This is a genomic window from Embleya sp. NPDC050493 (assembly GCF_044458105.1).
Taxonomy (GTDB): Bacteria; Actinomycetota; Actinomycetes; order Streptomycetales; family Streptomycetaceae; genus Embleya.
The window spans coordinates 1-23,449 of the sequence record NZ_JBITHP010000002.1 but is presented as its reverse complement, the minus strand read 5'-3'; the positions used below and the strand labels follow the sequence as shown (position 1 = coordinate 23,449).

The 23,449-nt window shown below is 71.2% G+C and carries 25 protein-coding genes; 5 read left to right on the top strand and 20 right to left on the bottom strand.

Features of this window, described 5'->3' with window-relative positions:
* Positions 1-114: 114 nt before the first annotated feature.
* The 8 genes from ACIBM5_RS03460 to ACIBM5_RS03425 form a co-directional block, all read right to left on the bottom strand.
* Positions 115-777: a hypothetical protein gene (locus tag ACIBM5_RS03460; RefSeq protein ID WP_396005134.1), complete on the bottom strand. Its 663-nt coding sequence runs from the start codon at positions 775-777 to the stop codon at positions 115-117.
* 203 nt (positions 778-980) lie between these two features.
* Positions 981-2,090, bottom strand: a complete 1,110-nt coding sequence (locus ACIBM5_RS03455; RefSeq protein WP_396005133.1) for a PucR family transcriptional regulator — start codon at positions 2,088-2,090, stop codon at positions 981-983.
* Between the two features lie 189 nt (positions 2,091-2,279).
* Positions 2,280-2,882, bottom strand: a complete 603-nt coding sequence (rdgB, locus tag ACIBM5_RS03450; protein WP_391588975.1) for an RdgB/HAM1 family non-canonical purine NTP pyrophosphatase — start codon at positions 2,880-2,882, stop codon at positions 2,280-2,282.
* Between the two features lie 51 nt (positions 2,883-2,933).
* Entirely contained in the window at positions 2,934-3,332 is a 399-nt protein-coding gene (locus ACIBM5_RS03445; protein WP_391588976.1) for a hypothetical protein, read from the bottom strand.
* Between the two features lie 346 nt (positions 3,333-3,678).
* Positions 3,679-4,404: a ribonuclease PH gene (rph, locus tag ACIBM5_RS03440; protein WP_396005132.1), complete on the bottom strand. Its 726-nt coding sequence runs from the start codon at positions 4,402-4,404 to the stop codon at positions 3,679-3,681.
* Between the two features lie 53 nt (positions 4,405-4,457).
* Positions 4,458-5,213, bottom strand: a complete 756-nt coding sequence (locus ACIBM5_RS03435) for an MBL fold metallo-hydrolase (RefSeq protein ID WP_396005131.1) — start codon at positions 5,211-5,213, stop codon at positions 4,458-4,460.
* Entirely contained in the window at positions 5,210-6,025 is an 816-nt protein-coding gene (murI, locus tag ACIBM5_RS03430; RefSeq protein ID WP_396005130.1) for a glutamate racemase, read from the bottom strand. Before murI ends, ACIBM5_RS03435 begins: the two co-directional genes overlap by 4 nt.
* A 388-nt stretch (positions 6,026-6,413) precedes the next feature.
* The gene (locus ACIBM5_RS03425; protein WP_396005129.1) at positions 6,414-7,388 is read right to left on the bottom strand and encodes a zinc-binding alcohol dehydrogenase family protein; all 975 of its coding nucleotides are present in this window, start codon (positions 7,386-7,388) and stop codon (positions 6,414-6,416) included.
* 126 nt (positions 7,389-7,514) lie between these two features.
* Here ACIBM5_RS03425 and ACIBM5_RS03420 point away from each other — a divergent pair, with 126 nt between their 5' ends.
* Entirely contained in the window at positions 7,515-8,171 is a 657-nt protein-coding gene (locus tag ACIBM5_RS03420) for a TetR/AcrR family transcriptional regulator (RefSeq protein WP_396005128.1), read from the top strand.
* 205 nt (positions 8,172-8,376) lie between these two features.
* Here ACIBM5_RS03420 and ACIBM5_RS03415 read toward each other — a convergent pair whose 3' ends face one another.
* The 7 genes from ACIBM5_RS03415 to clpS all read right to left on the bottom strand — a co-directional run bounded on the left by ACIBM5_RS03415 (position 8,377) and on the right by clpS (position 13,195).
* Positions 8,377-9,327 carry a PLP-dependent cysteine synthase family protein gene (locus ACIBM5_RS03415; RefSeq protein ID WP_396005127.1) on the bottom strand — a complete coding sequence of 317 codons (951 nt, stop codon included), beginning with the start codon at positions 9,325-9,327 and terminating at the stop codon, positions 8,377-8,379.
* On the bottom strand, positions 9,327-9,608 hold the full coding sequence (locus tag ACIBM5_RS03410) for a ubiquitin-like small modifier protein 1 (RefSeq protein WP_020553365.1): 282 nt from the start codon (positions 9,606-9,608) through the stop codon (positions 9,327-9,329). The genes ACIBM5_RS03415 and ACIBM5_RS03410 overlap by 1 nt, the downstream gene beginning before the upstream one ends.
* A 185-nt stretch (positions 9,609-9,793) precedes the next feature.
* On the bottom strand, positions 9,794-9,892 hold the full coding sequence (locus ACIBM5_RS03405; protein ID WP_321170724.1) for a putative leader peptide: 99 nt from the start codon (positions 9,890-9,892) through the stop codon (positions 9,794-9,796).
* Positions 9,893-10,105: 213 nt separating this feature from the next.
* Positions 10,106-10,519 (bottom strand): Mov34/MPN/PAD-1 family protein, encoded by a 414-nt coding sequence (locus tag ACIBM5_RS03400; RefSeq protein WP_391588981.1) that lies wholly within the window; start codon positions 10,517-10,519, stop codon positions 10,106-10,108.
* A 106-nt stretch (positions 10,520-10,625) separates the two neighbouring features.
* Complete coding sequence (locus ACIBM5_RS03395) at positions 10,626-12,035, bottom strand: amino acid permease (protein ID WP_396005126.1); 1,410 nt, start codon at positions 12,033-12,035, stop codon at positions 10,626-10,628.
* Between the two features lie 196 nt (positions 12,036-12,231).
* Entirely contained in the window at positions 12,232-12,831 is a 600-nt protein-coding gene (locus ACIBM5_RS03390) for a DUF2017 domain-containing protein (protein ID WP_391588983.1), read from the bottom strand.
* Between the two features lie 76 nt (positions 12,832-12,907).
* Positions 12,908-13,195, bottom strand: a complete 288-nt coding sequence (gene clpS / locus ACIBM5_RS03385; RefSeq protein WP_396005125.1) for an ATP-dependent Clp protease adapter ClpS — start codon at positions 13,193-13,195, stop codon at positions 12,908-12,910.
* 116 nt (positions 13,196-13,311) lie between these two features.
* Here clpS and ACIBM5_RS03380 point away from each other — a divergent pair, with 116 nt between their 5' ends.
* Together ACIBM5_RS03380 and ACIBM5_RS03375 are read left to right on the top strand one after the other, a co-directional pair.
* Positions 13,312-14,250 carry an RDD family protein gene (locus ACIBM5_RS03380; protein WP_396005124.1) on the top strand — a complete coding sequence of 313 codons (939 nt, stop codon included), beginning with the start codon at positions 13,312-13,314 and terminating at the stop codon, positions 14,248-14,250.
* Between the two features lie 263 nt (positions 14,251-14,513).
* A complete protein-coding gene (locus ACIBM5_RS03375) occupies positions 14,514-15,239 on the top strand; it encodes an RDD family protein (RefSeq protein ID WP_396005123.1) in 726 nt (241 codons plus the stop codon).
* Here the strand turns inward: ACIBM5_RS03375 and ACIBM5_RS03370 are convergent.
* The gene (locus tag ACIBM5_RS03370) at positions 15,223-15,426 is read right to left on the bottom strand and encodes a hypothetical protein (RefSeq protein WP_158696122.1); all 204 of its coding nucleotides are present in this window, start codon (positions 15,424-15,426) and stop codon (positions 15,223-15,225) included. The two genes, ACIBM5_RS03375 and ACIBM5_RS03370, sit on opposite strands and share 17 nt — an antisense overlap.
* Before the next feature lie 182 nt (positions 15,427-15,608).
* Here ACIBM5_RS03370 and ACIBM5_RS03365 point away from each other — a divergent pair, with 182 nt between their 5' ends.
* On the top strand, positions 15,609-17,408 hold the full coding sequence (locus ACIBM5_RS03365) for an immune inhibitor A domain-containing protein (RefSeq protein ID WP_396005122.1): 1,800 nt from the start codon (positions 15,609-15,611) through the stop codon (positions 17,406-17,408).
* A gap of 685 nt (positions 17,409-18,093) precedes the next feature.
* On the opposite strand, the gene ACIBM5_RS03360 is transcribed toward ACIBM5_RS03365, so the two are convergent.
* The 4 genes from ACIBM5_RS03360 to ACIBM5_RS03345 form a co-directional block, all read right to left on the bottom strand.
* Entirely contained in the window at positions 18,094-18,717 is a 624-nt protein-coding gene (locus ACIBM5_RS03360) for an isochorismatase family protein (protein ID WP_391588988.1), read from the bottom strand.
* Between the two features lie 54 nt (positions 18,718-18,771).
* Complete coding sequence (locus tag ACIBM5_RS03355) at positions 18,772-20,076, bottom strand: nicotinate phosphoribosyltransferase (RefSeq protein ID WP_396005121.1); 1,305 nt, start codon at positions 20,074-20,076, stop codon at positions 18,772-18,774.
* Between the two features lie 303 nt (positions 20,077-20,379).
* Positions 20,380-21,201 carry an SDR family NAD(P)-dependent oxidoreductase gene (locus ACIBM5_RS03350; protein WP_391588990.1) on the bottom strand — a complete coding sequence of 274 codons (822 nt, stop codon included), beginning with the start codon at positions 21,199-21,201 and terminating at the stop codon, positions 20,380-20,382.
* Between the two features lie 85 nt (positions 21,202-21,286).
* On the bottom strand, positions 21,287-21,649 hold the full coding sequence (locus tag ACIBM5_RS03345) for a hypothetical protein (protein ID WP_396005120.1): 363 nt from the start codon (positions 21,647-21,649) through the stop codon (positions 21,287-21,289).
* 219 nt (positions 21,650-21,868) lie between these two features.
* Between ACIBM5_RS03345 and alaS the strand changes: the two genes are divergently transcribed.
* The gene (gene alaS / locus ACIBM5_RS03340) at positions 21,869-23,167 is read left to right on the top strand and encodes an alanine--tRNA ligase (RefSeq protein WP_396005119.1); all 1,299 of its coding nucleotides are present in this window, start codon (positions 21,869-21,871) and stop codon (positions 23,165-23,167) included.
* The last annotated feature ends 282 nt before the right edge of the window (positions 23,168-23,449 follow it).

Here is a 23,449-nt window from a genome sequence, read left to right as displayed (position 1 = left end):
GCGGTTTCGACGCCGCTTCGCGCGGCATCCGGCAAGGGGTGGGCGCGAGTCGGCGGGTCGCCGGACCCGCACGGATTTCGAGCCGGGGCCGGGGGTGTCCGGGAACCGGCCCGATCAGCGCGGGATGCGGTCCGGGTCCAGGGCACCGTCGAAGCGGGTCACCCGGAAGAACTCGCCGGCCGCGTCGTAGTCGAAGATCAGCGCGGTGTCGCCGGAGACCAACCCGCTCTCGTCCGTGCGCACCTGGAGGATCGCGGTCGAGCCGTCCTCGGCCCGAACCTCGGCCTGGCCGAATTCCGGGTCCACCCGGCCGGTCCGGATCAGACAGGTTCGGCCGACGAAGTCGGCCCGCAGCAGCGGGCGTTCGGGTGGCAGGAAGCGTCGGCCCAGGGCCCGCACCAGGCGCCCGGCGAACAGGCCGAGTGCGAGCGCCGCGGGGAGCGCCGCGGCGCGCAGCCACCAACGGTCGGTCAGCGCGGTCCCGACCAGGCATACGAACCAGGTCACCGCGATCGCGAACGAGACGGTCACGGTGATCGGTACGCCGGCGGTGTCGCGTGGGTCGTGGTCCCCATGACCGGGGTGACCACCGTGGCCGTCATGGCCCCCGTGGGCCCAGGGCCCGCCATGACGTCCATCCCCGTGGCCCCCGTGGCCCCCGTGACCCACGGCGACACCGCCGAGCAGCACCAGCAGCCAATAGGCCGCCACCACGACGAGCGCGAAGCTGAACAGAACGGCCGGAAACGCCAGTGCCGCCCGCACGAAATCCCCCACCGTCCCACCCCCTCGGCCCGCCGTGCGCCGACATCGTGGCACCGGCCGCAGGGCGCGCGCATTGCCGGATGCCGGCAATGTTGGCGCCTGCTTGGCGTCCGGTACCGGGCCCGGGGCAAGCCCGATGACGAGGTGGGACTTGCCTCGGGCCCGATGCCGAACGCGAAGCAGGCCCTGAGGCCCGACGACGGAGCGGCGCGCGGTTACAGCGGGGCGGCCGGCCAGCCCAGGAGCCGGGCGCCCAGGGCGGCGGTCTCCAGGGTGTAGCGCTGGAGCGCGTCACCGGGGTCGTATCCGGTCAGCGTCCGGATCCGCTCCAGCCGGTAGGAGAGCGTGCGCACGCTGATTCGCAACCGGCGGGCGGCCTCGGCATTGACGTACCCGGCCGCCGCACACGCGGTGATCGTCTCCAGGAGCGGGCCCGCGCCGCCGCGCGCTTGCACCAGCGGACCGAGCGCGGTGCGGACCAGGTCGGCCATCGCCGCCCGGTCGCGCATCAGCACCGGGAACACCAGCAGGTCGCCGGCGTCCAGCACGGTGCCCGGCAGATCCAGCCGCACGGCCAGGTCGAGCGCGCCCAGCGCCTCCTCGTAGGACGACACCACACCGCTCGCGCCGGCGTGCGGTCGGCCCAGCGCGACCCGATGCGCACCCTCGTGGCCGGGGCCGGTCCGGGTCGCGTACTCGGCGAACGCGGTGAGCACCGACTGCTCGTTGTCCGCCGCGATGCACACGAGCCGGCCGTCCTTGGTGGTCAGCAACACGTCACGCTCGCCGAACCGGCCGATCAACTCCCGCTCGACCCGACGGACCAGCGCATGCACCTCGTCGTAGTCGTTCGCGCCCACGGCCACCGCGACCGTGTGCGCCCGGGCCAGGCGCAGCCCGAACCGCTCGGCGCGCTCGGCCAAGCGGCCCGGGTCGCTGCGGCCGTACAGCAGGTCGTCGACGAACTCGCGACGGGCGGCCTCCTCCCGACGAACGGCCAACCGCCGCGCGTGCTCATGTCCCGCACCGAGGGCGGCGATCGCCGCGTCCAGCGCGGCCAACACCGCCTCTCCGCCGCGGGCCGCCTCGCCGACACTCGCCGCGCGTCCGATGCCCGGCAGCGTGCCCCACGCGCGGCGCGTCTCGCGCAGGTACAGCCCGACCAGCGCGCGCCAATCGTGGCCGGCCTCCGCCGCCCGCTCGCCCGCCTCCGCCAGTGCGTGCAACTCCGCCCGCCGCAGCAGCCGTCCGGTCCCGGAGACCTCCCCGAGCACCTCGGCCCACCCGCCCGCGAGCTCGACCGATATGCCGTCGCCGCCGTCCACTCGCGCTCCCCCCGAAGCCCCACCACGGTGCCGAACACCTCGACGCCGAAACGCTACCAACGTTGCCGATTTCCGGCAGCGAACGGGCTTGGCGGCGCGTCCCGTGACCGGATACGTTGCGCGGCAGCCCAAGGGCGGTTCGGGATGCGGGGCGGGCGGCCGTGCAGTCGCCGCGAAGCGGGTCGGGGGTCAGCCGATCAGCTCGGAGACGATCGGCGCCAGGGCACGAAACGCCTTGCCCCGGTGGCTGATCGCGTTCTTCTCGGCGGCGCTGAGCTCGGCGGCGGTACGGGTGTCGTCGGCGACCTGGAGGATCGGGTCGTAGCCGAAGCCGCCGGAGCCGCGCGGTTCGCGGGTCAGGGTGCCCTCGAACCGGCCCTCGACCACCCGCTCGGTGCCGTCCGGCAGGGCGAGCGCCGCCGCACAGGCGAACCACGCGGCGCGGTGTTCGTCGCCGATGTCGGACAACTGCGCGAGCAGCAACCGCAGGTTGGCCGCGTCGTCGCCGTGCGTGCCGGCCCAACGCGCGGAGAAGATTCCGGGCATGCCGTTGAGCGCGGCCACGCACAGGCCGGAGTCGTCGGCGATCGCCGGAAGTCCCGTGGCCTGCGCGATGGCGTGCGCCTTGAGCAGGGCGTTGGCCGCGAAGGTGAGGCCCGTCTCGGGCACGTCGGGGACCTCCGGATAGGCGTCCATGCCGACGAGTTCCACGTCGAGCCCGACATCCTTGAGGATCTGCTGAAGCTCGACGACCTTGTTGGCGTTGCGTGTGGCGAGTACGAGACGGCTCATGCGGCAAGCCTAGGCGGTGCCGGATGCGATCCGGACCGCCTCGCGGGCCTGCTACTTCACACAGATGACGGTCAGGTTCTTCGCGCCGTTGATCAGCGGCTGCACGTCGCTCGCAGTCAGGTTCCCGCCGTTGGCGGCCTTGGTGCTGAGCTGGGTGATCACGTCGCCGAGGCCGTTCGCGGCGTTCTTCGCGTCCTTGGAGTCCAGGTCCTCGGTCTTGTCGTCCAAGGTCTTCTGGAGGTCGTCGAGCGCCTTGCGGGCGGCGGCCGGGTCGTTCAGCACATTGCCCAGGGCGGCGATGTCGTTGGTGAGGTTGGTGGCCAGTTCGGCACACGAGATGGCCTGCTGCGCCTGCTCGCACGCGGCGGTGGCGAACAACGCGCCCGCCATGACAGTGGCCGCGATCGTGGTGCGCAGGACCCGGCGGGAACGGTACGTGGCGCGGAACATGGAGCTCCTCGTCAGGGATGGGCCGATCGGCCCGGTCGTGGCTCTGCTGATCGGGATGACCAGGTGCCACGACCGTACTGGTGTCCGGCCCCGCGCCGGGCCGGCGGTGGCACACCCGATGCGTGCCGGTTGCGCGTACGTGACACTCGCAACCGGCACGTGACCACCACTTGCGGCGATATGCCGGAAAGCGGCCCGGGGGCCTGCTTCCCCGCTTCCGCCGCTTGTGACGCTCCCGATGCTTCCGTGCCTGCGCCCGCTCGTCTCGCGTCGGTGCGCGAGTGCGCGGGGCTCGGTGTGCAATGCGCGAGTGCGCGGCGCCCGGGACTGGGTACTCCGGTGCGGCTCAGGACTCCAGGGCGAGTTGCTGAAGCACCGTGAGTTCCTCGCAACCCTGCGCGCCGAGGTCGAGCAGGTTGTTCAGCAGCACGCGGTCGAACGGCTCCTTCTCCGCGGTGCCCTGCACCTCGACGAAGCGCCCGTCGCCGGTGCACACGATGTTCATGTCGGTCTCGGCCCGGACGTCCTCCTCGTACGGGAGATCGAGCATCGGCACGCCGTCGATGATGCCGACGCTGACCGCCGCCACCGAACCGATCAGCGGGTTGGCGCCCTTGCGGGTGAGCTTGCGCTCGCGCGCCCAGGTCACCGCGTCGGCGAGCGCGACGTAGGCGCCGGTGATCGCCGCGGTGCGGGTGCCGCCGTCGGCCTGGAGCACGTCGCAGTCGAGGTGGATCGTGGTCTCGCCGAGCGCCTTGGTGTCGATCACCGCGCGCAGCGAACGACCGATCAGCCGCGAGATCTCGTGCGTACGCCCCCCGATCCGGCCCTTGACCGACTCGCGGTCGCCGCGCGTGTGGGTGGCGCGCGGCAACATCGAGTACTCGGCGGTGACCCAGCCCTCTCCGCTGCCCTTGCGCCAGCGCGGCACACCTTCGGTGACGCTCGCGGCGACCAGGACACGCGTGCGGCCGAACTCGACGAGGACCGAGCCCTCGGCGTGGTCGAGCCACTTGCGCTGGAACGTGACCGGACGGAGCTGGTCGGGGGTACGGCCGTCTACTCGTGACATGGCCCCAGCCTAAGCGGTGCCACGCAGGGTTTCGGACCGGCCGCCCGGTGCGCCTAGACCGTGTGCGAGGCGTCCGGCAGGGCCAGCTCGACGGCGCCGGAGAAGGTCTTGCGGGCGTCGTCGAGATTGCGTCCGCGGCTCGTCCACGGCGGGATGTGGGTGAGCAACAGCCTTCCCACGCCCGCTCGTTCGGCATGTTCGCCGGCCTGCCGACCGTTCAGGTGCACGTGCGGCAGGTCCTCCCGTCCGTACTCGAAGGACGCCTCGCACAGCAACAGATCGGCGCCGTGCGAGATCCGGACCAGGTCGTCGCTGACACCGGTGTCCCCGGAGTAGACCAGGGATCGGCCGCCGACCTCGATCCGGTAGGCGTACGACTCGACGGGATGCGGCATGCGGTCCGCGGTGATCCGGAACGGGCCGACCTCGAACGTGCCGGTGACCACCGTGCGGAAGTCGAACACGTCGGCCATCCGCCCGTTGTCGATCGCGCCCTCGACGTCGTACGCCCGCGCGATCCGCTCGTGCGTGTCGGCCGGTCCGTACACCGGCAGCCGGGGCAGTTCCCCGGCCGGGCAGTACTTGCGGGCCACGAAGTAACAGGTGAGGTCGAGGCAGTGGTCCGCGTGCAGGTGGCTGAGCAGCACCGCGTCGACCGAGGCGAGTGTGGTGTGCCGTTGCAGTGCGCCGAGGGCGCCGTTGCCGAGATCGATCAGGATCCGGACCCCGTCGGCTTCCAGGAGGTAGCACGAGCAGGGGCTGTCCGGCCCGGGGAAGCTGCCGGAGCAGCCGACGACGGTGAGTTTCACGTGAGGGCTCCGAGCGCGTCGACGTGCGCGAGTTCGGGGCCGAGGAACCGGCGACCTACGTCGCGGAACTGGGCGGGATCGCCCGTGGTGAGGAATTGGTGGTCGGGCGCGGCCCGCCCGACGTCGCGCATCAGGCCGCCGGCCGCGAGTGCGCGGTAGACGTCCTTGGCGGTCTCCTCCGCGCTGGAGATGAGCGTGACCTGCTCCCCCATCACGTAGGAGATGACGCCGGTGAGCAACGGGTAGTGCGTGCAGCCGAGGATCAACGTGTCCACGCCCTCGGACACGACCGGGTCGAGGTAACCCCGGGCGACCTTGAGCAGTTCGTCGCCCCCGGTCACCCCGCGCTCGACGAACTCGACGAAGCGCGGGCAGGCCTGTGTGGTGAGCCGAATGTGCGGCGCCGCGGCGAACGCGTCCTCGTAGGCCATCGAGGTCTTGGTCGCCTGGGTCGAGATCACCCCGACCCGCCCGTTGCGGGTGGCCGCCGCGGCCCGCCGGGTGGCCGGCTTGATCACTTCGACGACCGGGACGCCGTACCGCTCGCGCGCGTCCCGCAACATCGCGGCGGACGCGCTGTTGCAGGCTATGACGAGGATCTTGACGCCCTCGTCCACGAGCCGATCCAGGCATTCCAGCGCGTACCGGCGAACCTCCGCGATCGGCCTCGGCCCGTAGGGCTGCCGCGCGGTGTCGCCGAGATAGCGGATCGGCTCGTTCGGAAGCTGGTCGAGCACGGCCCTGGCCACCGTGAGGCCACCAAAGCTGGAGTCGAAGATTCCGATCGGCGCGTCGTTGGATACGAATGCCACTCCCCGAGAGTACGCAGTGGAGGGGTACGTCCCGGCGCACAACGGGCACGGGGGTGACCGACGTCATATATAACCGCGCTGTGCGCGGGGCGCCTTCGCCGCCGGCCTCCGGCCGCTCCGTGAAACGCGCCACCCGCGAACCGGCGACTCCGCCGCTCTCCGAGTCGGCGTCGCGGTCGGGGCGACCAAGTGTGCGTGGGTGGTTGGCCGCCCCGGCATCCCGGCGTTCGGGCGTTGCCGTCGGGCAATGGGGTGAGCCGGTGCGCAAGGTTGGGGCGGCGGCCCAGGGTGTGGGCGGGGGCACTCACCGAGGCCGCCCCATCGACCGAGCACCGCTCGCACTCGTCGACCGAGCGCGGCCCGCCCCGACCCGCCCCGGCCCACCCGGCTACGGCACCAACACCACCCGCCCCGACTGCCCCCGCGCGTCCAACACCCGGTGGGCCTCCGCCGCCGCGGTGAGCGGCAGCCGCGCGTGCACCGCAACGCGCAACCGGCCCGAGCCCAGGTGGTCGGCCGACTCGACCATGTCCCGACGCGCCTCCGCCGGACTCGCCGCCCGCCAGGCGAGCAGCGAAAAGCCGGTCACCGACCGCAACGCGAACAGGTCCGTGACCGGAATGGCGACCAACTCGCCACTCGCCGCGCCGTATACCGCGATCCGCCCCAACGGAGCCAACACGTCGAAGCTCCGCCGCAGAATCTCGCCGCCCACCGAGTCGAGCACGACGTCCACCCCCTGTGGCGCCACCTCGCGCACCCGCGCCGGCCAATCGGGGTCGGTGTAGTCGATCGCGAAGTCGGCGCCGTACTCCTTGACGAAGGCGAGCTTGTCCGCCGAACCGGCCGTGCCGATGACCGTCCCGGCACCCAGCAATGTGGCGAGCTGCACCGCGAGATGACCGATACCGCCCGCCGCGGCATGCACCAACACCGTTTCCCCGACGGCGAGTCGCCCGGTGCGCAGGGCCCGCAGCGCCACCGGTGCAGCCATCGGCAGCGCACCCGCAGCGCCGGCATCGAGCCCGTCGGGCACCTCGACGAGCCATTCGGCGTCCGCGACGACGAAGTCGGCGAACGCGTCCTCCGCCAGTCCCGCGACCCGGCGGCCGACGTGCCACTGCGTCACCTCCGGACCGACGGCCTCGATCACCCCCACCACATCGCCCGTGAGCACGCCGGGCAACGGGCGCCGGAACAACGGCCCGGCGGCCGGCCCGAGCCGAAACCTGGTGTCCACGAAGTTGGCGCCGATCTCCTCGACGCGGACGAGCACCTGCCCGGGCCCGGGTGCGGGGCGGTCGACCTCCTCCACGGTCAGGACATCGGGATCGCCGTACTCGTGATAGCGGACTCGTCGCATCCGATCCTCCTGAGCGACTGGGAGCATGGGGACACTCGACCGAAGCAGAACTGGACCTTCGGTCAAGTTGTCTTCGAAAGTACTGGACCGCCGGTCCAGTTGTCCATCGACTCGACGAGGAACGCGATGACGCAAGACCGCCCCGAACGCGCCGAGCGCGCCGACGCGGCCCGCAATCGGCGCGCGATCCTGCTGGCCACCGAGGAGCTCCTGGCCCGGTACCGGCCCGAGCAGATCTCGATGGAGCAGGTCGCCGCGGCGGCGGGCGTCGGCAAGGGCACGGTGTTCCACCGCTTCGGCAGCCGGATGGGCCTGATGCACGCACTGATGGCGGAACGTGCGCTCGCCCTGACCGAGGCCGTCTCCTCGGGGCCGCCGCCCCTGGGCCCGGGCGCCCCGGCGGCCGAGCGGCTGTTCGCCTTCCTCGACGCGATCGTCGACGTGGTCGCCCGCAACAAGGGCCTGTTGGCCGCCCTCGGCCACGCCGACACGACCGTCGCCGCGAAGTCGGACGAGGACCCGCGCACCGCGCACCCCGTCTACGGCTTCTGGCACGGACACATCGCCGATCTGCTCGCCGCCGAGCGCCCCGACCTGGACGCCGAACTCCAGGCACACATCCTGCTGGCCGGCCTCCAGAGTCGGTCGATCCTGCTCCTGCTCGAACAGGGCGAGGCGGCACGCCTGGCCGCCGCCCTCCACGCCCTGGCCCGCGCCCTGCTGCACACCCCGATCGAGGACGCTTCGACCGAGGACACACCGGCCGAGGACACCACCGGCTGAGGGCACTCCGGCCCGCCCACCCGCCGAATCGCGAGCGCGCGGCATCGCGGGGCCCGAAACCGCCACGGGACCGCAGAAACCGATCGCCCCCGGCGCCGGGAGAACGGCGCTCGGGGGCGATGGAGGCTCGGTGTGCGACAGGCGGGCGGAGGCGACCGAGGGAACCCGCTCGCGGCTCAGCCGCGCAGGCCGAGTCCGACGAGACTCAAGCCCACAACTGACCCTGTAGACCCTCGACCGCAGCCTCGGTGCTCTCGGCCGTGTAGATCCCGGTGGACAGGTACTTCCATCCCGCGTCCGCGATCACGAACGCGATGTCCGCGGACTCGCCCGCCTTGACCGCCTTGCGCGCGATCCCGAGGGCCGCGTGCAGCACGGCGCCGGTCGAGATGCCCGCGAAGATGCCTTCCTTCTCCAGCAGTTCCCGGGTACGCCGAACCGCGTCGGCGGAGCCGACCGAGTAGCGCGTGGTCAGCACCTCGGCGTCGTACAACTCCGGCACGAAGCCCTCGTCGAGGTTGCGCAGGCCGTACACGACGTCGTCGTAGCGCGGCTCGGCCGCCACGATGGTCACGCCCGGCACCTTCTCGCGCAGGTAGCGGCCGACGCCCATCAGCGTGCCGGTGGTACCCAGACCGGCCACGAAGTGGGTGATCGTCGGCAGGTCCTCCAGCAGCTCGGGACCGGTCGTGGCGTAGTGCGCGTCCGGATTGGCCGGGTTGCCGTACTGGTACAGCATCACCCAGTCGGGATTCTCGGCCGCGAGCTCCTTGGCCACCCGTACCGCCGTGTTGGAGCCGCCCGCCGCCGGGGACCCGATGATCCGTGCGCCCCACATGCGCAGCAGTTCGCGGCGTTCCTCGGAGGTGTTCTCCGGCATCACACAGACGATCCGGTAACCCTTGAGCTTGGCCGCCATCGCCAGTGCGATGCCGGTGTTGCCCGAGGTCGGCTCCAGGATCGTGCAGCCGGGGGTGAGCAGCCCGTCCCGCTCGGCCGCCTCGATCATGTGCAGGGCCGGGCGGTCCTTGATCGAGCCGGTCGGGTTGCGGTCCTCCAGCTTGGCCCACACCCGCACGGTCGGCGAGGGCGACAGGTTCGGCAGGCCGACCAACGGGGTGCGGCCCACCGAGTCGAGCAACGATTCGTAGCGCATCAGATCGAGCCGCCGGCGACCGCCGGAAGAATGGTGACCGTGTCGCCATCGTCCAGCTTGGTGGTGAGCCCGCCGGTGAACCGCACGTCCTCGTCGTTGAGGTAGACGTTGACGAAGCGGCGCAGTTCGCCGTTCTCCTCCACCAGGCGAGCGCGTACGCCCGGGTGCCGGGCCTCCAAGTCGACCAGCAGGTCGGCGAGCGTGTCGCCGGAGCCGGGTACGGCCTTGGCGCCGTCGGTGTAGGTGCGGAGGATGGTCGGGATGCGGACCTCGATGGCCATGGATGCGCTCCTCTGGTGTTGACTCGAACGGAGAGAACGCAGTCCGGACGCGGGCCGCACCCCGACGCTCCAGCGGAGACGGTGGAAACCGTGGAGGCCGTGGGGCGGGGGATCGTTCGCATGCGCCGGTGCTGCGGGACTTGCCTGCTGCCTGGGGTGCCTGGTGAGCCGATCCGAAAGCGGGATCAGCCCACGCGCGCAGCGCGACAGAGGGCGCTGGAGAGTCGGCACAGATCGACGTGCAGGCGCGCGACCAGAAGCGCGCCCGGGGCACCGCCCGGCACTGCTTCCGTCGTATTCACGCCCGCATAACGCATATGGTCATGCTAGCCATTCCCCCGGTCCGCTCCGATGTGATCTCGCATGCCGGAACAGCCCATACCGACAGGTGAGACGCGGACAGCCGCGAACGCCCACCATATCGGTCACATCACCCCGAACCGGCCGACCCCGCAAAAGCCGCCGACCGGACCGGGCGGGCGGATCGACCCACCGGATCAATAGGCGTCCACCACGTTGACCTCCTCCTCGGTGATCACCCCGTCGACGATCCGGTACGACCGGAACTCGTACGTCTCCTCGTCCCGCGTCGACACCAGCACGTAGTGCGCGTTGGGCTCGGACGCGTACGACACGTCCGTGCGCGACGGGTACGCCTCGGTCGCGGTGTGCGAGTGATAGACGATCACGGGCTCCTCGTCGCGGTCGTCCATCTCCCGGTAGAGCTTGAACAGGTCGGCCGAGTCGAACTCGTAGAACGTGGGCGACCGCGCGGCGTTGAGCATCGGGATGAACCGCTCGGGGCGGTCGGTGCCCTCGGGCCCGGCAACGACGCCGCACGCCTCGTCGGGGTGGTCGGCACGGGCGTGGGCGACGATCCGATCGCGCAGGGCTGCGGTGATGGTGAGCATGCCCCGAGCGTACTGAGCGCCTCCGGGAGCCGCGCGACACCTCGCCCCCACCGCCCGACGCACGCCGGCCGCCCACCGGCGCTCCATCCATCCGCCCATCCGCCGATCAGACCTTCATCGGCCTCCCGCGTCGCGCCGGGATGTACGCCGCGACCAGGAAAGCCACCCAGATCGGCACCACGTACAACGCGATCCTGGTGTCCGCGGAGAACCCGAGCAGGACCACCACCATCGCCAGGAAGGCCAGCACCGCCCAGCCCGTGTACGGCGCACCCGGCATCCGGAACCCGTGCCCCTCCAGCCGCCCCCGGTCGACCGCACGCCGGTAGCGCATCTGGCAGGCGACGATCATGCCCCACGTCCACAACGCACCCACGGTGGCCACCGAGGTGATGTACATGAACGCCTTGTCCGGCACCAGCGCGTTGATCAGTACGCCGACGCCCATCACGATCGCCGACACGGTGATCGCCATCGCCGGCACCCGCTGCGGACTCAGCGTGCTCACCTGCGGCGGCGCCTGCCCCTCGACCGCGAGGGTGCGCAACATCCGGCCGGTCGAGTACAGGCCCGAGTTGCACGAGGACAGCGCGGCGGTGAGCACCACGAAGTTGATGATCGCGGCCGCCGCCGGAATGCCCACCCGGTCGAAGACCAGCACGAACGGGCTCTCCTTGGCATGGAAATCGGTCCACGGCGCGAGCGACAGGATGACCAGCAGTGCGCCGATGTAGAACAGCCCGATCCGGAACGGGATGGTGTTGATCGCACGCGGCAACACCTTCTCCGGGTCCTGCGCCTCGCCGGCGGTGACCCCGACCAGTTCGACGCCCAGGAAGGCGAACATCACGATCTGTAGCACCAGCAACGTCTCGCCGACACCGTTGGGCGCGAACCCGCCGTCCGACCACAGATGCGACACGGACGCCTGGTCGCCGGCCTCGCCGAAGCCGAAGAGCAGCACCCCGATGCCGACCAGGATCATCCCGATGATCGCGGTCACCTTGATCATCGAGAACCAGAACTCGAACTCGCCGAACAGCTTGACCGAGATCAGGTTGGCGGCGAACAACACCAGCAGCACCACCAGCGCGGTGACCCACTGCGGGATCCAGGACCACCAGTACTGCACGTAGACGCCCGCCGCGGTGATCTCGGCCATCCCGGTGACCACCCACATCACCCAGTACGTCCAGCCGGTCACGAAGCCGGCGAACGGCCCGAAGAACTCCCGGGCATACTCGGCGAAACTCCCCGCCACCGGGCGATACATCAGCAGTTCGCCCAGCGCGCGCATGACGAAGAAGATCAGTACGCCGGCCACCGCATAGGCCGCCACCAGCGAAGGTCCGGCCTTCTCGATCGCACCGCCCGCACCCAGGAAGAGCCCGGTGCCGATCGCGCCGCCGATCGCGATCATCTGGATCTGGCGGCTGTGGAGTCCCCGTTCGTACCCTTCGGCGTCGACACTCGGTTCGGTCGCACTCGCGCTCGAAGGCGCCTCGGTGTCCGTCATGATCGCTCCCGTTCGTTGGTACGGAGGCCGTATTACCAACGAACACGGACGGAAACCCGAATTCCGATCGATCCCTGCGTGTCCCCTTTTCCGGGGGTACACGCGATCACCTGTGCACACCGAGCGGCCGGTGCCCCCGCACCCCACGCGACCCCGCGCCGGGCCGCGGCGCCGCGCGCCCCGGCCCGCCGACCGGCTACAGCGCCCCGAGCAACGAGTCCTGCAACCCGCCCAGCCAGTGAAAGACCGCGAACAACCAGCGTCGCGGATCGTCGTCGGCCAGTTTGGCCTCGAACTCCTCCATGTCCTCGGTGACTTCGAGCCGGGTGCCGATCACCAGACGCAGATCGTTGAGCGTGCCCAGCCAGCCCTGCACACCCTGTGAGTCGAGCACGACGCGGTGTTCACCGCCCTGCCCGCGCAACTCCTCGGCGTCCGGCGGTTCGGTCAGGTCGATCAACTCGGCCAAATCGGCCAGCACGATCCGCGCGTTGTCCCGCTTGCGCAGCCGCAGGTCGGTCTCGGTGTAGCGCCGGAACTCGGCCGCGGCCTCGGCGTCCTCTGCGTAGGCGTCGGGCAGCAGCCGAGCCAGCGCGGGGTCGTCCGGGGTGACCGGCACGTCGGTCGAGCCGAGCCCGGTCAGACCCAGCTCGGCGGCCAGCGGATCGGTCACGTCGTCGTCGGGCGAGACCATCTCCACCAGTTGACCGCACAGATCGGCCAGCACCCGCACGTGCATGTCCTCCAGGACGATCTCAGGCCGACCCGAGCGTCCGCGCATGAAGAGGCCGTTCACAGGCTGTGCAACTCCCGGAGAGTGTGGGGCGGGAACCGGAGGGGCCGGCCGGGCCGAGCGAACCGAGCGGGTGTCACTAGTCGTGCTGGATGGTGGCCCACAGGCCGAACCCGTGCATCGCGGTGGTGTCGCGCTCCATCTCCTCGCGCGTCCCCGACGAAACCACGGCCCGGCCCTTGTTGTGCACGTCGTGCATGAGCTTCTCCGCCTTCTTCTTCGGATAGCCGAAGTAGGACTGGAAGACGTAGGTCACGTACGACATCAAGTTGATCGGGTCGTTCCAGACGATGCACACCCAAGGGGTCTCCGCCCGGACGTCCTCTTCGGGCTTCTGCTTCTCGACCTCGATGGGAGCGACACTCATGGGTCCCATGCTGCCATCCGGGCTGGGCCCGGGCGAACCGGCTCGACGAGAGCGATCGGGCCCGGATATGACCCGGGGCGTACCCGCCACCCGTCCGGTACGGCAAAATTCCGCCCATGTCCTCTGCACCCGCACCGGGTTGGTACCCGGATCCGGAGATCACCGGCCACATCCGTTACTGGGACGGCGGTGCCTGGGTGCCGGACAGCAGTCGGCCGGCCGAGGAACCCGGCCGACCCGCCGCCGAACAACAACCCGGCCAGGCCGCACAGTCCGGCGCCCCCGAGGCGATCGAGCAGGGCGGCCGGGTGATCCGGGGAGAGGTGCTGTCCGCACGCGTCGGCGGGTTGTACGACATGTCCTCGACGGGCATGTACGCGCCGCCGACCACGCCCGGCCCCGCCGGCCCGGCGGACGCGGGCGCGGCGCGCTCCGGCCCGACGGGTCCCACCGCCCCCACCGGTCCGGCGCGCGACGCGGCGCCCTCGGCCGGCGGGGTACCGCCGCAGCGCGCGGCCGGCGAGGCGGGGCCGTTCCGGCCGGTCCAGGCCGACATCTTCGGCAGCAACGAGCGTCGGCCGGCGCACCTGGGTCGGCGGCTGCTCGCCCGGGTCGCCGACGCGCTGGTGCCGCTCGCAGCCGGTGTCGCGGTCGGCATCCCGCTCGTCCCGGACGCGGTCGAGCACATCCGGGACAAGATCGACCGGGCTCGCTACGAGGGCCGCGACACCACCATCTGGCTGATCGACGGCACCACCGGCACCGCGCTCGCCGTGGTGCTCGGCACCGTGCTCGTGGCCGCACTGCTGTACGAGGCGCTGCCCACCTGGAAGTGGGGCCGCTCGCTCGGCAAGACCCTGTTCGGCCTGCGCGTCGCCGACCTGGACAGCCACGACACCCCGTCGCTGTGGCAGTCGGTCCGGCGATGGCTGGTGCTCTATGTCCCGGGCGTATTCGTGGTCGGGGTGTTCGGCGCCCTGTGGGGACTGTTCGACCGGCCCTGGCGGCAGGGGTTGCACGACAAGGCGGCGCGCACGTTCGTCGCTCGGGACTGACGGCATCGGGCCGGCAGGCGGGCGCGCACCGACCGAGCCCGAGCGCACCCGCCCACCGCCCACCTGGCGCGTGCCCGCCGTTCGTCACCTGTCACTCGTCACCGGCCGTCCGTCACCCGCCCCACCTGCCCCCATCGCTCGTGGCTCGGCACTCGGCACTCGTCGCTCGACGCGTATCACTCATCACCCGTACAGACGCGACACGCCCAGGTTGGCCGGACACGTCACGCTGACGTCAGGTTTTGTCCGCTTTACTCAGGTTTATGACAGGTAATGCACCGCCCCCGCCGCCCGGCCCGTACGGTGACGACCCCTCGGGTCGCAACCCATACGGACAGCAACCACCGCCCGGCCAACCCCCGTACGGGCAGGATCCGTCCGGGCAACAGCCGCCGTACGGTCGGGATCCATCCGGGCAACCGCCGTACGGGCAGGACCCGACCGGGCAGTATCCGTACGGTCCGGGCGGCCCCTACGGTCAGGACCAGCCATACGGCCGGGACCCGTCCCACGGCGCCGGTCCCGGTGGCGCCGCCGGCGGATATGGCGCGGGCCCCACGCTCGGCGGTCCGCTGCGGCGACTGCTCGCCCGGATCATCGACAGCATCATCGTCGGCGTGGTCGCGGGCCTGATCTCGTGGCCGGTCACCGACAACGACTACAACGACGTGTCGTTCGGCGCGCAGTTCACCTCGGGGCTGATCTTCTCGCTGCTGTACTTCCTCTACGACGGCTTCCAGCTGGATCGATTCGGCCGCACGCTCGGCAAGCGGGTGTTGGGCATCCGGGTGGTGCGGGTGGCCGACGGCGGGCCCATCAGTGGATCGATGGCATGGACCCGCGCCGGCGTGTACACGTTGCCCCTGATCGTGCCCTGTCTGGGCACGCTCTTCTGGCTGGTCAACGTGCTGTGGCAATTCTGGGATCAGCCGTGGCACCAGTGTCTGCACGACAAGGCCGCCCGGACCACCGTCATCCGCGGGTCGTGACCCGGGACGGGTGATGCCGCGCGCGAATGCCGAGCACTGCCGTCGTCGTGCCCAGCGCGACGCCGATGCCCATGGCGACGGCAGCTCCCGCCACGGTGCGCGGCTCCCAGGCTGCCAATAGTGAGACCGTCAAGACGATCGTGACGAATACGCCGTAGCCGAGTCGGAAGAAATCTCCTCTTGCCACGACGCACCACCTCCCCTGCACCCCTTTGTGCACGCCCCCCGCTCTCACGCTACTGCTCGGCCGGCGCCGTGTAACCATTCGATTGCGATCGGGATTTATCGGTCCCGGCTCCGGGCACCTTCTCGCGACCGGTCGAAGCGGTGATCTTCGGCCCAGGACCGCCCGAGACCCGGAGAGTCCACGTGAACCCCAGGCGTGTCACCCCTGCCGTCGTCGCCGCGCTGTGTGCGCTGCTCGTCCTGACCGCCGCACCGGCCGCACCCGGCCGGCCGGCCGATCCCCCGGCCGGGCACACCGCCGACTCCGGACCCTTCGTCGAACGCGACGACGACCTGTCGCATCCGTTCACCGAGCGGCGCAGGCAGCGGCGCGAGGCGGCGGTGCGGGCGATGACCGAGGACCCCGGACTCACCTCGCGCACCGTGCCGGCGGGCGAGGCGGGCGCCGCGGAGACCCGTCCGCCCGCCGAGGCACGGGTGTTCGTGATCCTGGTCGAGTTCGGTGATCGCCTCGACCCGCGGAACGGGCAGGCGTACGGCACCCGGCCGGGTCCTCGGCACGGCACGATCCCGGCACCGGACCGGACCAAGGACACCACGACGACGTGGCGATCGAGCTACGAACGCGACCACTATCGGGACCTGTTCTTCGGCCCGGGTACGGCCGCGCCGTCGCTGGCCTCGTACTACCGCCACCAGTCCTCGGGCCGCTACTCGCTCGACGGCGAGGTCACCGACTGGGTCCGGGTGCCGTACAACGAGGCGCGCTACGGCAACGACCGGTGCGGCCGCAACGTGTGCGAGGACGTGTGGGACCTGGTCCGGGACGCGATGAAGGTCTGGTACGACGGCCGACTGGCCAAGGGGGCGACCGCCGCGCAGCTTCGCGAGCAGTTGGCCTCGTTCGATCGGTGGGACCGGGACGACTTCGACGGGGACGGCGACTTCGACGAGCCGGACGGCTACCTCGACAACGTGGAGATCGTGCACGCCGGCGTGGACAAGGCCCAGGGCGGCGGCGAACAGGGGCGCGGCGCGGTATGGTCGCACCGGTGGTACGCGTACGCCGACCAGGTCGGCCGCACCGGACCGGCGACGAACCGGTCGGGCGGTACGCCGATCGGGGACTCCGGGATCTGGGTCGGCGACTACACGATCCAGCCGGAGAACGGCGGATTGGGCGTGATCGCACACGAGTTCGGGCACAACCTGGGCCTGCCGGATCTGTACGACCGGGACGACTCGACGGACGGTCCGCCCGGATTCTGGTCGCTGATGGCCCTCGGCGGCTACCTCGGCGACGAGGACGGCGCGGGTTCGCTGCCGGGCGCCCTGTCCGCGTGGGACAAGCTGCAACTGGGCTGGCTGGACGTACGCGTCGTGGACCGCACCAGGAAGACCGTGGTCCACCTCGCCCCGAACCAGTCGATCGGCGACCCGCAGGCCCTGCTGATCCCGCTGCCGCCGCGGCGCGGCAGCAGCGCGAAACGCTGGTACCTCGTGGAGAACCGGCAATACGTAGGCGCCGACACCGCGCTTGTGGCCGGCCCGTACCAACTCGCCTTGGGCAAACGGGTGGCGAACCATTTCCCGTACGGCGAGGGCGTGCTGATCTGGCTGTGGGACACCGCGTTCACCGACAACGACGTGACCCGGCACCCGGGCGAGGGCCTGATCCTGCCGGTCGACATCCACCCGGCCCCGCTCCTGGACCCGAAGGGCAAACCCCTGCCCACCCGCTTCCAGACCGCCGACGCCGCACTGACCGCGACCGACGAACAAACCTCGGCGATCAACCTGGGCAGCCTGGGCAACTTCCCCTCCCGCCCCGGCGTCCCCACCTTCACCGACAACACCCGGTACTGGTCCGCCACAGCCCCCACCACCGGAGTCAAGGTCCCTGACACCGGCACCAAAATCACCGTGGAAGGCCCCACCCGCACCGGCACCGCAACAAGACTCACGGTAGGCCCAACCACCTGACCCCCAACTCCAAACACCGACCGACCACTTCCAGCCCGGCCGACGTTGAAACCAAACAACCCGGCCGGCGCTTGAGGCCACCCGAGCCAACTCATCACCCACCGCCGCCAAAAATCCAACCCGCCCCGCGCATGGGCCACATAGCCCGGCCGGCGCTTGAGGCCAAATAGCCCGCCCGGCGCTTGAGGGCAAACAGCCCGGCCGGCGCTTGAGGCCAAATAGCCCGCCCGGCGCATGAGGGCAAACAGCCCGGCCGGCGCTTGAGGCCAAATAGCCCGCCCGGCGCTTGAGGGCAAACAGCCCGGCCGGCGCTTGAGGCCAAGCAGCCCGCCCGGCGCTTGAGGGCAAACAGCCCGGCCGGCGCTTGAGGCCAAGCAGCCCGCCCGGCGCATGAGGGCAAACAGCCCGGCCGGCGCTTGAGGCCAAGCAGCCCGCCCGGCGCTTGAGGGCAAACAGCCCGGCCGGCGCATGAGGGCAAACAGCCCGGCCGGCGCTTGAGGCCAAATAGCCCGGCCGGCGCTTGAGGCCAAGCAGCCCGCCCGGCGCTTGAGGGCACTCAGCCCGGCCGGCGCTTGAGGCCAAATAGCCCGCCCGGCGCTTGAGGGCAAACAGCCCGGCCGGCGCATGAGGCCAAGCAGCCCGGCCCGCCCGCCGCATGAGGCCAAGCAGCCCAGCCCGCCCGCCCTCAGGGCAATGCCGGCTCCCCCACCAATTCCGCCCCCGCCGACCGAAGCTCGGCGAGCGCAACGGTGGTCGTCCCCGCCGCCACCCCCGCAGTCAGCCCCAACAACACCCGCGTCGAAAACCCCTCCCGCACCGCATCGAGCGCAGTGGCCCGCACGCAGTGGTCCGTCGCGATCCCCACCACGTCCACCTGGGTGACCCCGCGCGAGCGCAACCAGTCCGCCAACGACGTCCCGTCCGAAGCCGCCCCCTCGAACCCGCTGTAGGCGGCTTCGTGCGCTCCCTTGGAGAAGACCTCCTCGACCCGCCCCGACTCGACCGCCGACGCGAACGCCGGGTGGAACCGCGCCCCCTCGCTGCCGGCCACACAGTGCACCGGCCAGGTCCCCACGTAGTCCGGCGTCGCCGAGAAGTGCGCCCCGGGATCCACGTGGTAATCCCGCGTGGCCACGATGTGCGCGTACGCCGGTGTCTCCGCGTGCACCGGGTCCGGCGGCTGCTCGGCCGCGTTGGCCGCCACGTGGTGCCGGATCGCCTCGGCGACCGCCGCCCCGCCCGCGACCGCGAGGCTGCCTCCCTCGCAGAAGTCGTTCTGTACGTCGACCACGATCAATGCCCGGGTCATCGCTTCGTGCCTCCTCGTGACCGGCCCGTCGAGTCCGACGGACCCGCTCCGCGTCTACTCGTAGATGGTCGGAAGTACCGGTTCCCCGCGGGAGAGCTGCGTAGCCGAAAGCGGCAGCTCCTCACGCGAACGCGCGTGCCGCGTGCGCGCCGCCGACAGCGGCTCGCGCCCCACGATCTCCCCGTCCACGACCAGCGGCACCAACAACTCCCGCTCGCCCGGCACGGGTTCCGCATCGGCCCGAAACGGGCGCAGCACCTCGGCCTCGGCCACCCCGTCCGCGTCGTAGCGCCGCACCGCGCTCTTGCGCCCGCCGTGGCTCGGCTTGCCCGGCGACTTCTTGGCCACCGGCACCAGCGGCGCGTCCGGCTCGTCGCTCATCGCCCGCGCGACCAGCTTGTACACCAGCGACGCGGTCGGCTGCCCCGAGCCGGTGACCAGCTGGGTGCCGACCCCGTACGCGTCCACGGGAGCAGCACGCAGCGAGGCGATCGCGTACTCGTCGAGGTCGCTGGTGACCACGATCCGGGTCTTGACCGCGCCGAGCTCGTCGAGCTGGGCCCGCACCCGGTGGGCGAGCAGGAGCAGGTCGCCCGAGTCGAGCCGGACCGCGCCGAGTTCGTGCCCGGCCACCTCCACCGCGGTACGCACCGCGGTCGCCACGTCGTAGGTGTCCACGAGCAGCGTGGTGTCCGCCCCGAGCGCGGCCACCTGCGCCGTGAACGCCTCGCGCTCGTCGTCGTGCAGCAGGGTGAACGCGTGCGCGCTGGTGCCCCGGGTCGGGATGCCGTACCGCTGCCCGGCGCGCAGGTTCGAGGTGCTCGCGAACCCGCAGATGTACGCGGCCCGCGCCGCGGCCACCGCGGCCTCCTCGTGGGTACGGCGCGAGCCCATCTCGATGCACGGCCGCCCCGCGGCGGCCGACGTCATCCGGGACGCGGCGGCGGCGACCGCGGCGTCGTGGTTGAGGATCGACAGGATCAGCGTCTCCAGGACCACCGCCTCGGCGAAGCTGCCCTCCACCACTATCAGCGGCGAACCCGGAAACCAGCACTCGCCCTCGGCGTAGCCCCAGATGTTGCCGGTGAAGCGGTAGCCGGCCAGCCAGTCCAGCGTCGCCGGACCGACCACGCCGGCCTCGTCGAGGAAGCGCAGCGTCTCGTCGTCGAAGCGGAAGTTCTCGATGGCATCGAGCAGCCGCCCGGTACCGGCGGTCACGCCGTAGCGGCGACCGTCCGGCAGCCGGCGGGCGAAGACCTCGAACACCGAACGACGGTGCGCCGCACCGCTGCGCAGTGCGGCTTCGAGCATCGTCAGCTCGTAGTGGTCCGTCAGCAAGGCCGTGGTTGCGGTGTCCATGTCGTCAGCATAACACGATTACTCGTCAGTTTGACGATTACTCGCAAAGGTGGCGCACATCACGGAACTTCACCCGACTATGCCCCGATTCACCCACCCTCGGCATCCGCCCCCGACGCCCGGCCGGCCTCGGTGGACATCCGCGGCGGACCTCCGCGGCCCTCGACGGACCTCGGCAGGGTCGCCGGACAACCCGGACCCGAGCCCCGACCCGGGCCCTGGCCTGTCCCGGTCCCGGCCCTGGCCTGTCCCGGCCCGAGCCCAGGCCCGCCCCCGGCCTCGGCCCCCGGCCCGAGTCCTGACCTAACCCAGCCGGTCCTCCTCCGGCGTCGGCGCCCACGTCGAGCCGTTGATGTGCGTGCCGCCGCCGACGAACAGTGTGTTGCCGGTGACATAGCGCGAGTCGTCACTGGCCAGGAACAGCGCGGCTCCGCCGATGTCGGTCTCCGGGTCGCCCATCCGGCCCATCGGGTTGGCCGACTCGGCTGCCGCGGCGGCCTCCGGGTTCGCCTTGGCGTAGGCGGCGAACGCCTCGGTCTTCGCGCCGGGACAGATCACGTTGGCCCGGATCTGATGCGGTGCCCACTCGCGCGCGGCCGAGCGGGTCAGCGCCCGCAGCGCCTCCTTGCCGACGTTGTACTCGGCGGTGAACCGGTGCGCGTTGACGCCGTTCAGGCTGGCGATGTTGATCACGCTGCCGCCGCCCGCGTCGCGCATCGGCTCGAAGGCGGCGCGCATCGTCCACCAGCCGGCCCACAGGGCCATGTCCAGACCGTGCTGGAACATCTCGTCGGTCTTGTTCTCCAGGCGATTGATCCGGCCGCCGCCCCACGCGTTGTTCACCAGCGTGTCCAGCCGGCCCCACCGGCCCAGCGCGGCCTCGACCAGGCCGACCGCCTCCGCCTTGACCGTGACGTCGGCGACGACCGCGAGCGTGTCGACGCCGAACGCGTCGGAGATCTCGGCGGCGACCCGATCCGCCGACTCGGCCCTGATGTCGTTGACCAGGATCCGACAACCCTCGGCCGCGAACCGCCGGGCGATACCCCGCCCGATGCCCGCCCCGGAGCCGGTGATCACCGCGACGTGGTCCTGAAGACGTCCTGCCGGTCCTGGTCCTGCCATGGCGTTGCCTCCCACGTTGATCGTTTGCGTCCGTGGGTATCCGCAACAGCCTTACAAAACAAGGGCTTCCCGCCGAAACCGCAGGTCAGCTGGGCCGCCACTGGTGATCGCAGTCCCGACACTTGCGGTCCCCGTACGGCATCGAGGACACCTTGCCCGAACCGCACTCCGGACACGTGGGACCGTCGGCGGCGGTCGGCGGTCGCCAGCGCGCGGCACACGAACCGCAGACGTAGTCGCCGACGATGTCGGTGCTCACCTTGGTCGAGCCGCACTTGCCGCACTGCACCTCGACGTGCCGCCGCTTGCGCGGCGCGGCCCGCCCGATCGCGGCCTGGCGTTCGCGCTGCGCGGAGAAACCCCAATAGGAGCGCAGCCGATCGGCCATGTCCGGCCGCAGATCGGCACCCCGGCCGTACGACGCCTCACTGCTCGGCTGGTCGCTCATGACCGTCACCGTAGGCCATGCCGGCAGCCGGGCGGCGCCGGTTCGCGGCGCAATATTCGCCTCGCCTCCGGCGGACCTTCGGTTATCGTCGAGATATGTGGATCAACGGGCAGCGAGCTACCGGCGTCGGGCCGGCGAACCGAGCGCGATAGACCGCTCGGCCCGGCTCGGCGTGTGTGTACTCCCACCGCCCGTTGCTCTCGCAAAGGCCGATTCGCCATGCTCTCGCCACAGATCCGTTCCACGTTCCTCGACTTCTTCACCGCGCGCGGACACCGCCTCGTGCCGTCCGGGTCGCTGCTGCCACCCGATCCGAGCCTGCTCGTGTCCAACGCGGGCATGAACCAGTTCAAGCCCTGGTTCCTGGGCGACGTCGAGCCCGACTTCCCACGCGCGACCTCGGTACAAAAGTGCGTGCGCACCGTGGACATCGACAACATCGGACGCACCCGCCGGCACTCGACCTTCTTCGAGATGCTCGGCAACTTCTCCTTCGGCGACTACTTCAAGGCGGAGGCGATCGGGTTCGCGTACGAATTGCTCACCGGGCACTTCGACCTCTCCCCCGACCGGTTGTGGATCACCGTCTACGAGGACGACGACGAGACTGCGCGCATCTGGCGCTCGGTCGGCGTGCCCTCGGAGCGGATCCAACGCCTCGGCGCGGCGGACAACTTCTGGTCCATGGGCGTGCCGGGGCCGTGCGGCCCGTGCTCGGACGTCACCTACGACCGGGGCCCGGCGTACGGACGCGACGGCGGACCCTCGGTCGACTCCGAGCGCTTCGTCGAGTTGTGGAGCCTGGTCTTCATGCGCAGCGTGCGCGGCGAGACCGAGCCCGGCGGCGGCTTCCCGGTACTCGGCGACCTGCCGCGCACCGGCATCGACACGGGCCTGGGCCTGGACCGGCTCGCGACCGTGCTCCAGGACGTGGACAGCGTCGTATCGACCGACCTGCTGCGGCCCACGCTGGCGACGGTCGAGGAAATGGCGGGCCGGAACTACTCCCCCGTCGACCGCGAGGACCCCGATCGGGTGTCCTTCGAGGTCCTCACCGACCACGCGCGGGCGATCGCGTTCCTGCTCGCGGACGGCATCCGACCGGGCAAGGACGGCACCGAGTACGTGCTGCGCCGCCTGATCCGAAGGGCGATCCGGCACGGCCGCCGGCTCGGCATCGAGGGCCCGATCCTGCCGCCGGTCACCGCGAGCGTGGTCGCGAACCTGGGCACCGCATGGCCGGAACTCACCCGCGGCGCGTCCCTGATCGAGGACCTGACCACCCGCGAGGAGGAATCCTTCGACCGCACCCTCCGCCGAGGCACCCGCCTCCTCGACAAGGCAATCCGCCGCCGCCTGGAAGGCGGCCACCCCGACCTGCCCGCAGAAACCGTCTTCACCCTCTACGACTCACACGGCTTCCCCCCGGACCTCACCCTCGAAGCAGCACAAGAAGCGGGCCTGACGGTAGACACCCCCCACCTACACTCCCTCCTCCCCCCAACCCCCCACCCCTGACCCACCCCCTCAGCCCAACCCAACCCAAACGCCGGCCGGCCCCTCCCAGCCCGGCCGGCGCTTGAGGCCACTCAGCCTCGCCGGCGCTTGAGGTGAACCAGCCCGGCCGGCGCATGAGGCCACTCAGCCCCGCCGGCGTTTGAGGCCAAGTAGCCCGGCCGGCGTTTGAGGCCACTCAGCCCCGCCGGCGCTTGAGGCGAACCCAGCCCGGCCGGCGCATGAGGCCACTCAGCCCGGCCGGCGCAAGAGGCCAAACACACCCGCCGGCGGGTGTGGCGTCCG

Bases quoted from the DNA above. Each gene is read 5' to 3' on its own strand.
- rdgB (WP_391588975.1), bottom strand. From the start codon at position 2,882: ATGAGCCGTCTCGTACTCGCCACACGCAACGCCAACAAGGTCGTCGAG.
- clpS (WP_396005125.1), bottom strand. From the start codon at position 13,195: ATGAGTGTCGCTCCCATCGAGGTCGAGAAGCAGAAGCCCGAAGAGGAC.
- ACIBM5_RS03350 (WP_391588990.1), bottom strand. From the start codon at position 21,201: ATGGCAGGACCAGGACCGGCAGGACGTCTTCAGGACCACGTCGCGGTG.
- ACIBM5_RS03415 (WP_396005127.1), bottom strand. From the start codon at position 9,327: ATGCGCTACGAATCGTTGCTCGACTCGGTGGGCCGCACCCCGTTGGTC.
- ACIBM5_RS03375 (WP_396005123.1), top strand. From the start codon at position 14,514: ATGACAGGTAATGCACCGCCCCCGCCGCCCGGCCCGTACGGTGACGAC.
- ACIBM5_RS03355 (WP_396005121.1), bottom strand. From the start codon at position 20,076: ATGGACACCGCAACCACGGCCTTGCTGACGGACCACTACGAGCTGACG.
- ACIBM5_RS03425 (WP_396005129.1), bottom strand. From the start codon at position 7,388: ATGCGACGAGTCCGCTATCACGAGTACGGCGATCCCGATGTCCTGACC.
- ACIBM5_RS03395 (WP_396005126.1), bottom strand. From the start codon at position 12,035: ATGACGGACACCGAGGCGCCTTCGAGCGCGAGTGCGACCGAACCGAGT.
- ACIBM5_RS03420 (WP_396005128.1), top strand. From the start codon at position 7,515: ATGACGCAAGACCGCCCCGAACGCGCCGAGCGCGCCGACGCGGCCCGC.
- ACIBM5_RS03345 (WP_396005120.1), bottom strand. From the start codon at position 21,649: ATGAGCGACCAGCCGAGCAGTGAGGCGTCGTACGGCCGGGGTGCCGAT.
- ACIBM5_RS03380 (WP_396005124.1), top strand. From the start codon at position 13,312: ATGTCCTCTGCACCCGCACCGGGTTGGTACCCGGATCCGGAGATCACC.
- alaS (WP_396005119.1), top strand. From the start codon at position 21,869: ATGCTCTCGCCACAGATCCGTTCCACGTTCCTCGACTTCTTCACCGCG.
- rph (WP_396005132.1), bottom strand. From the start codon at position 4,404: ATGTCACGAGTAGACGGCCGTACCCCCGACCAGCTCCGTCCGGTCACG.
- ACIBM5_RS03410 (WP_020553365.1), bottom strand. From the start codon at position 9,608: ATGGCCATCGAGGTCCGCATCCCGACCATCCTCCGCACCTACACCGAC.
- ACIBM5_RS03445 (WP_391588976.1), bottom strand. From the start codon at position 3,332: ATGTTCCGCGCCACGTACCGTTCCCGCCGGGTCCTGCGCACCACGATC.
- ACIBM5_RS03360 (WP_391588988.1), bottom strand. From the start codon at position 18,717: ATGACCCGGGCATTGATCGTGGTCGACGTACAGAACGACTTCTGCGAG.
- ACIBM5_RS03400 (WP_391588981.1), bottom strand. From the start codon at position 10,519: ATGCTCACCATCACCGCAGCCCTGCGCGATCGGATCGTCGCCCACGCC.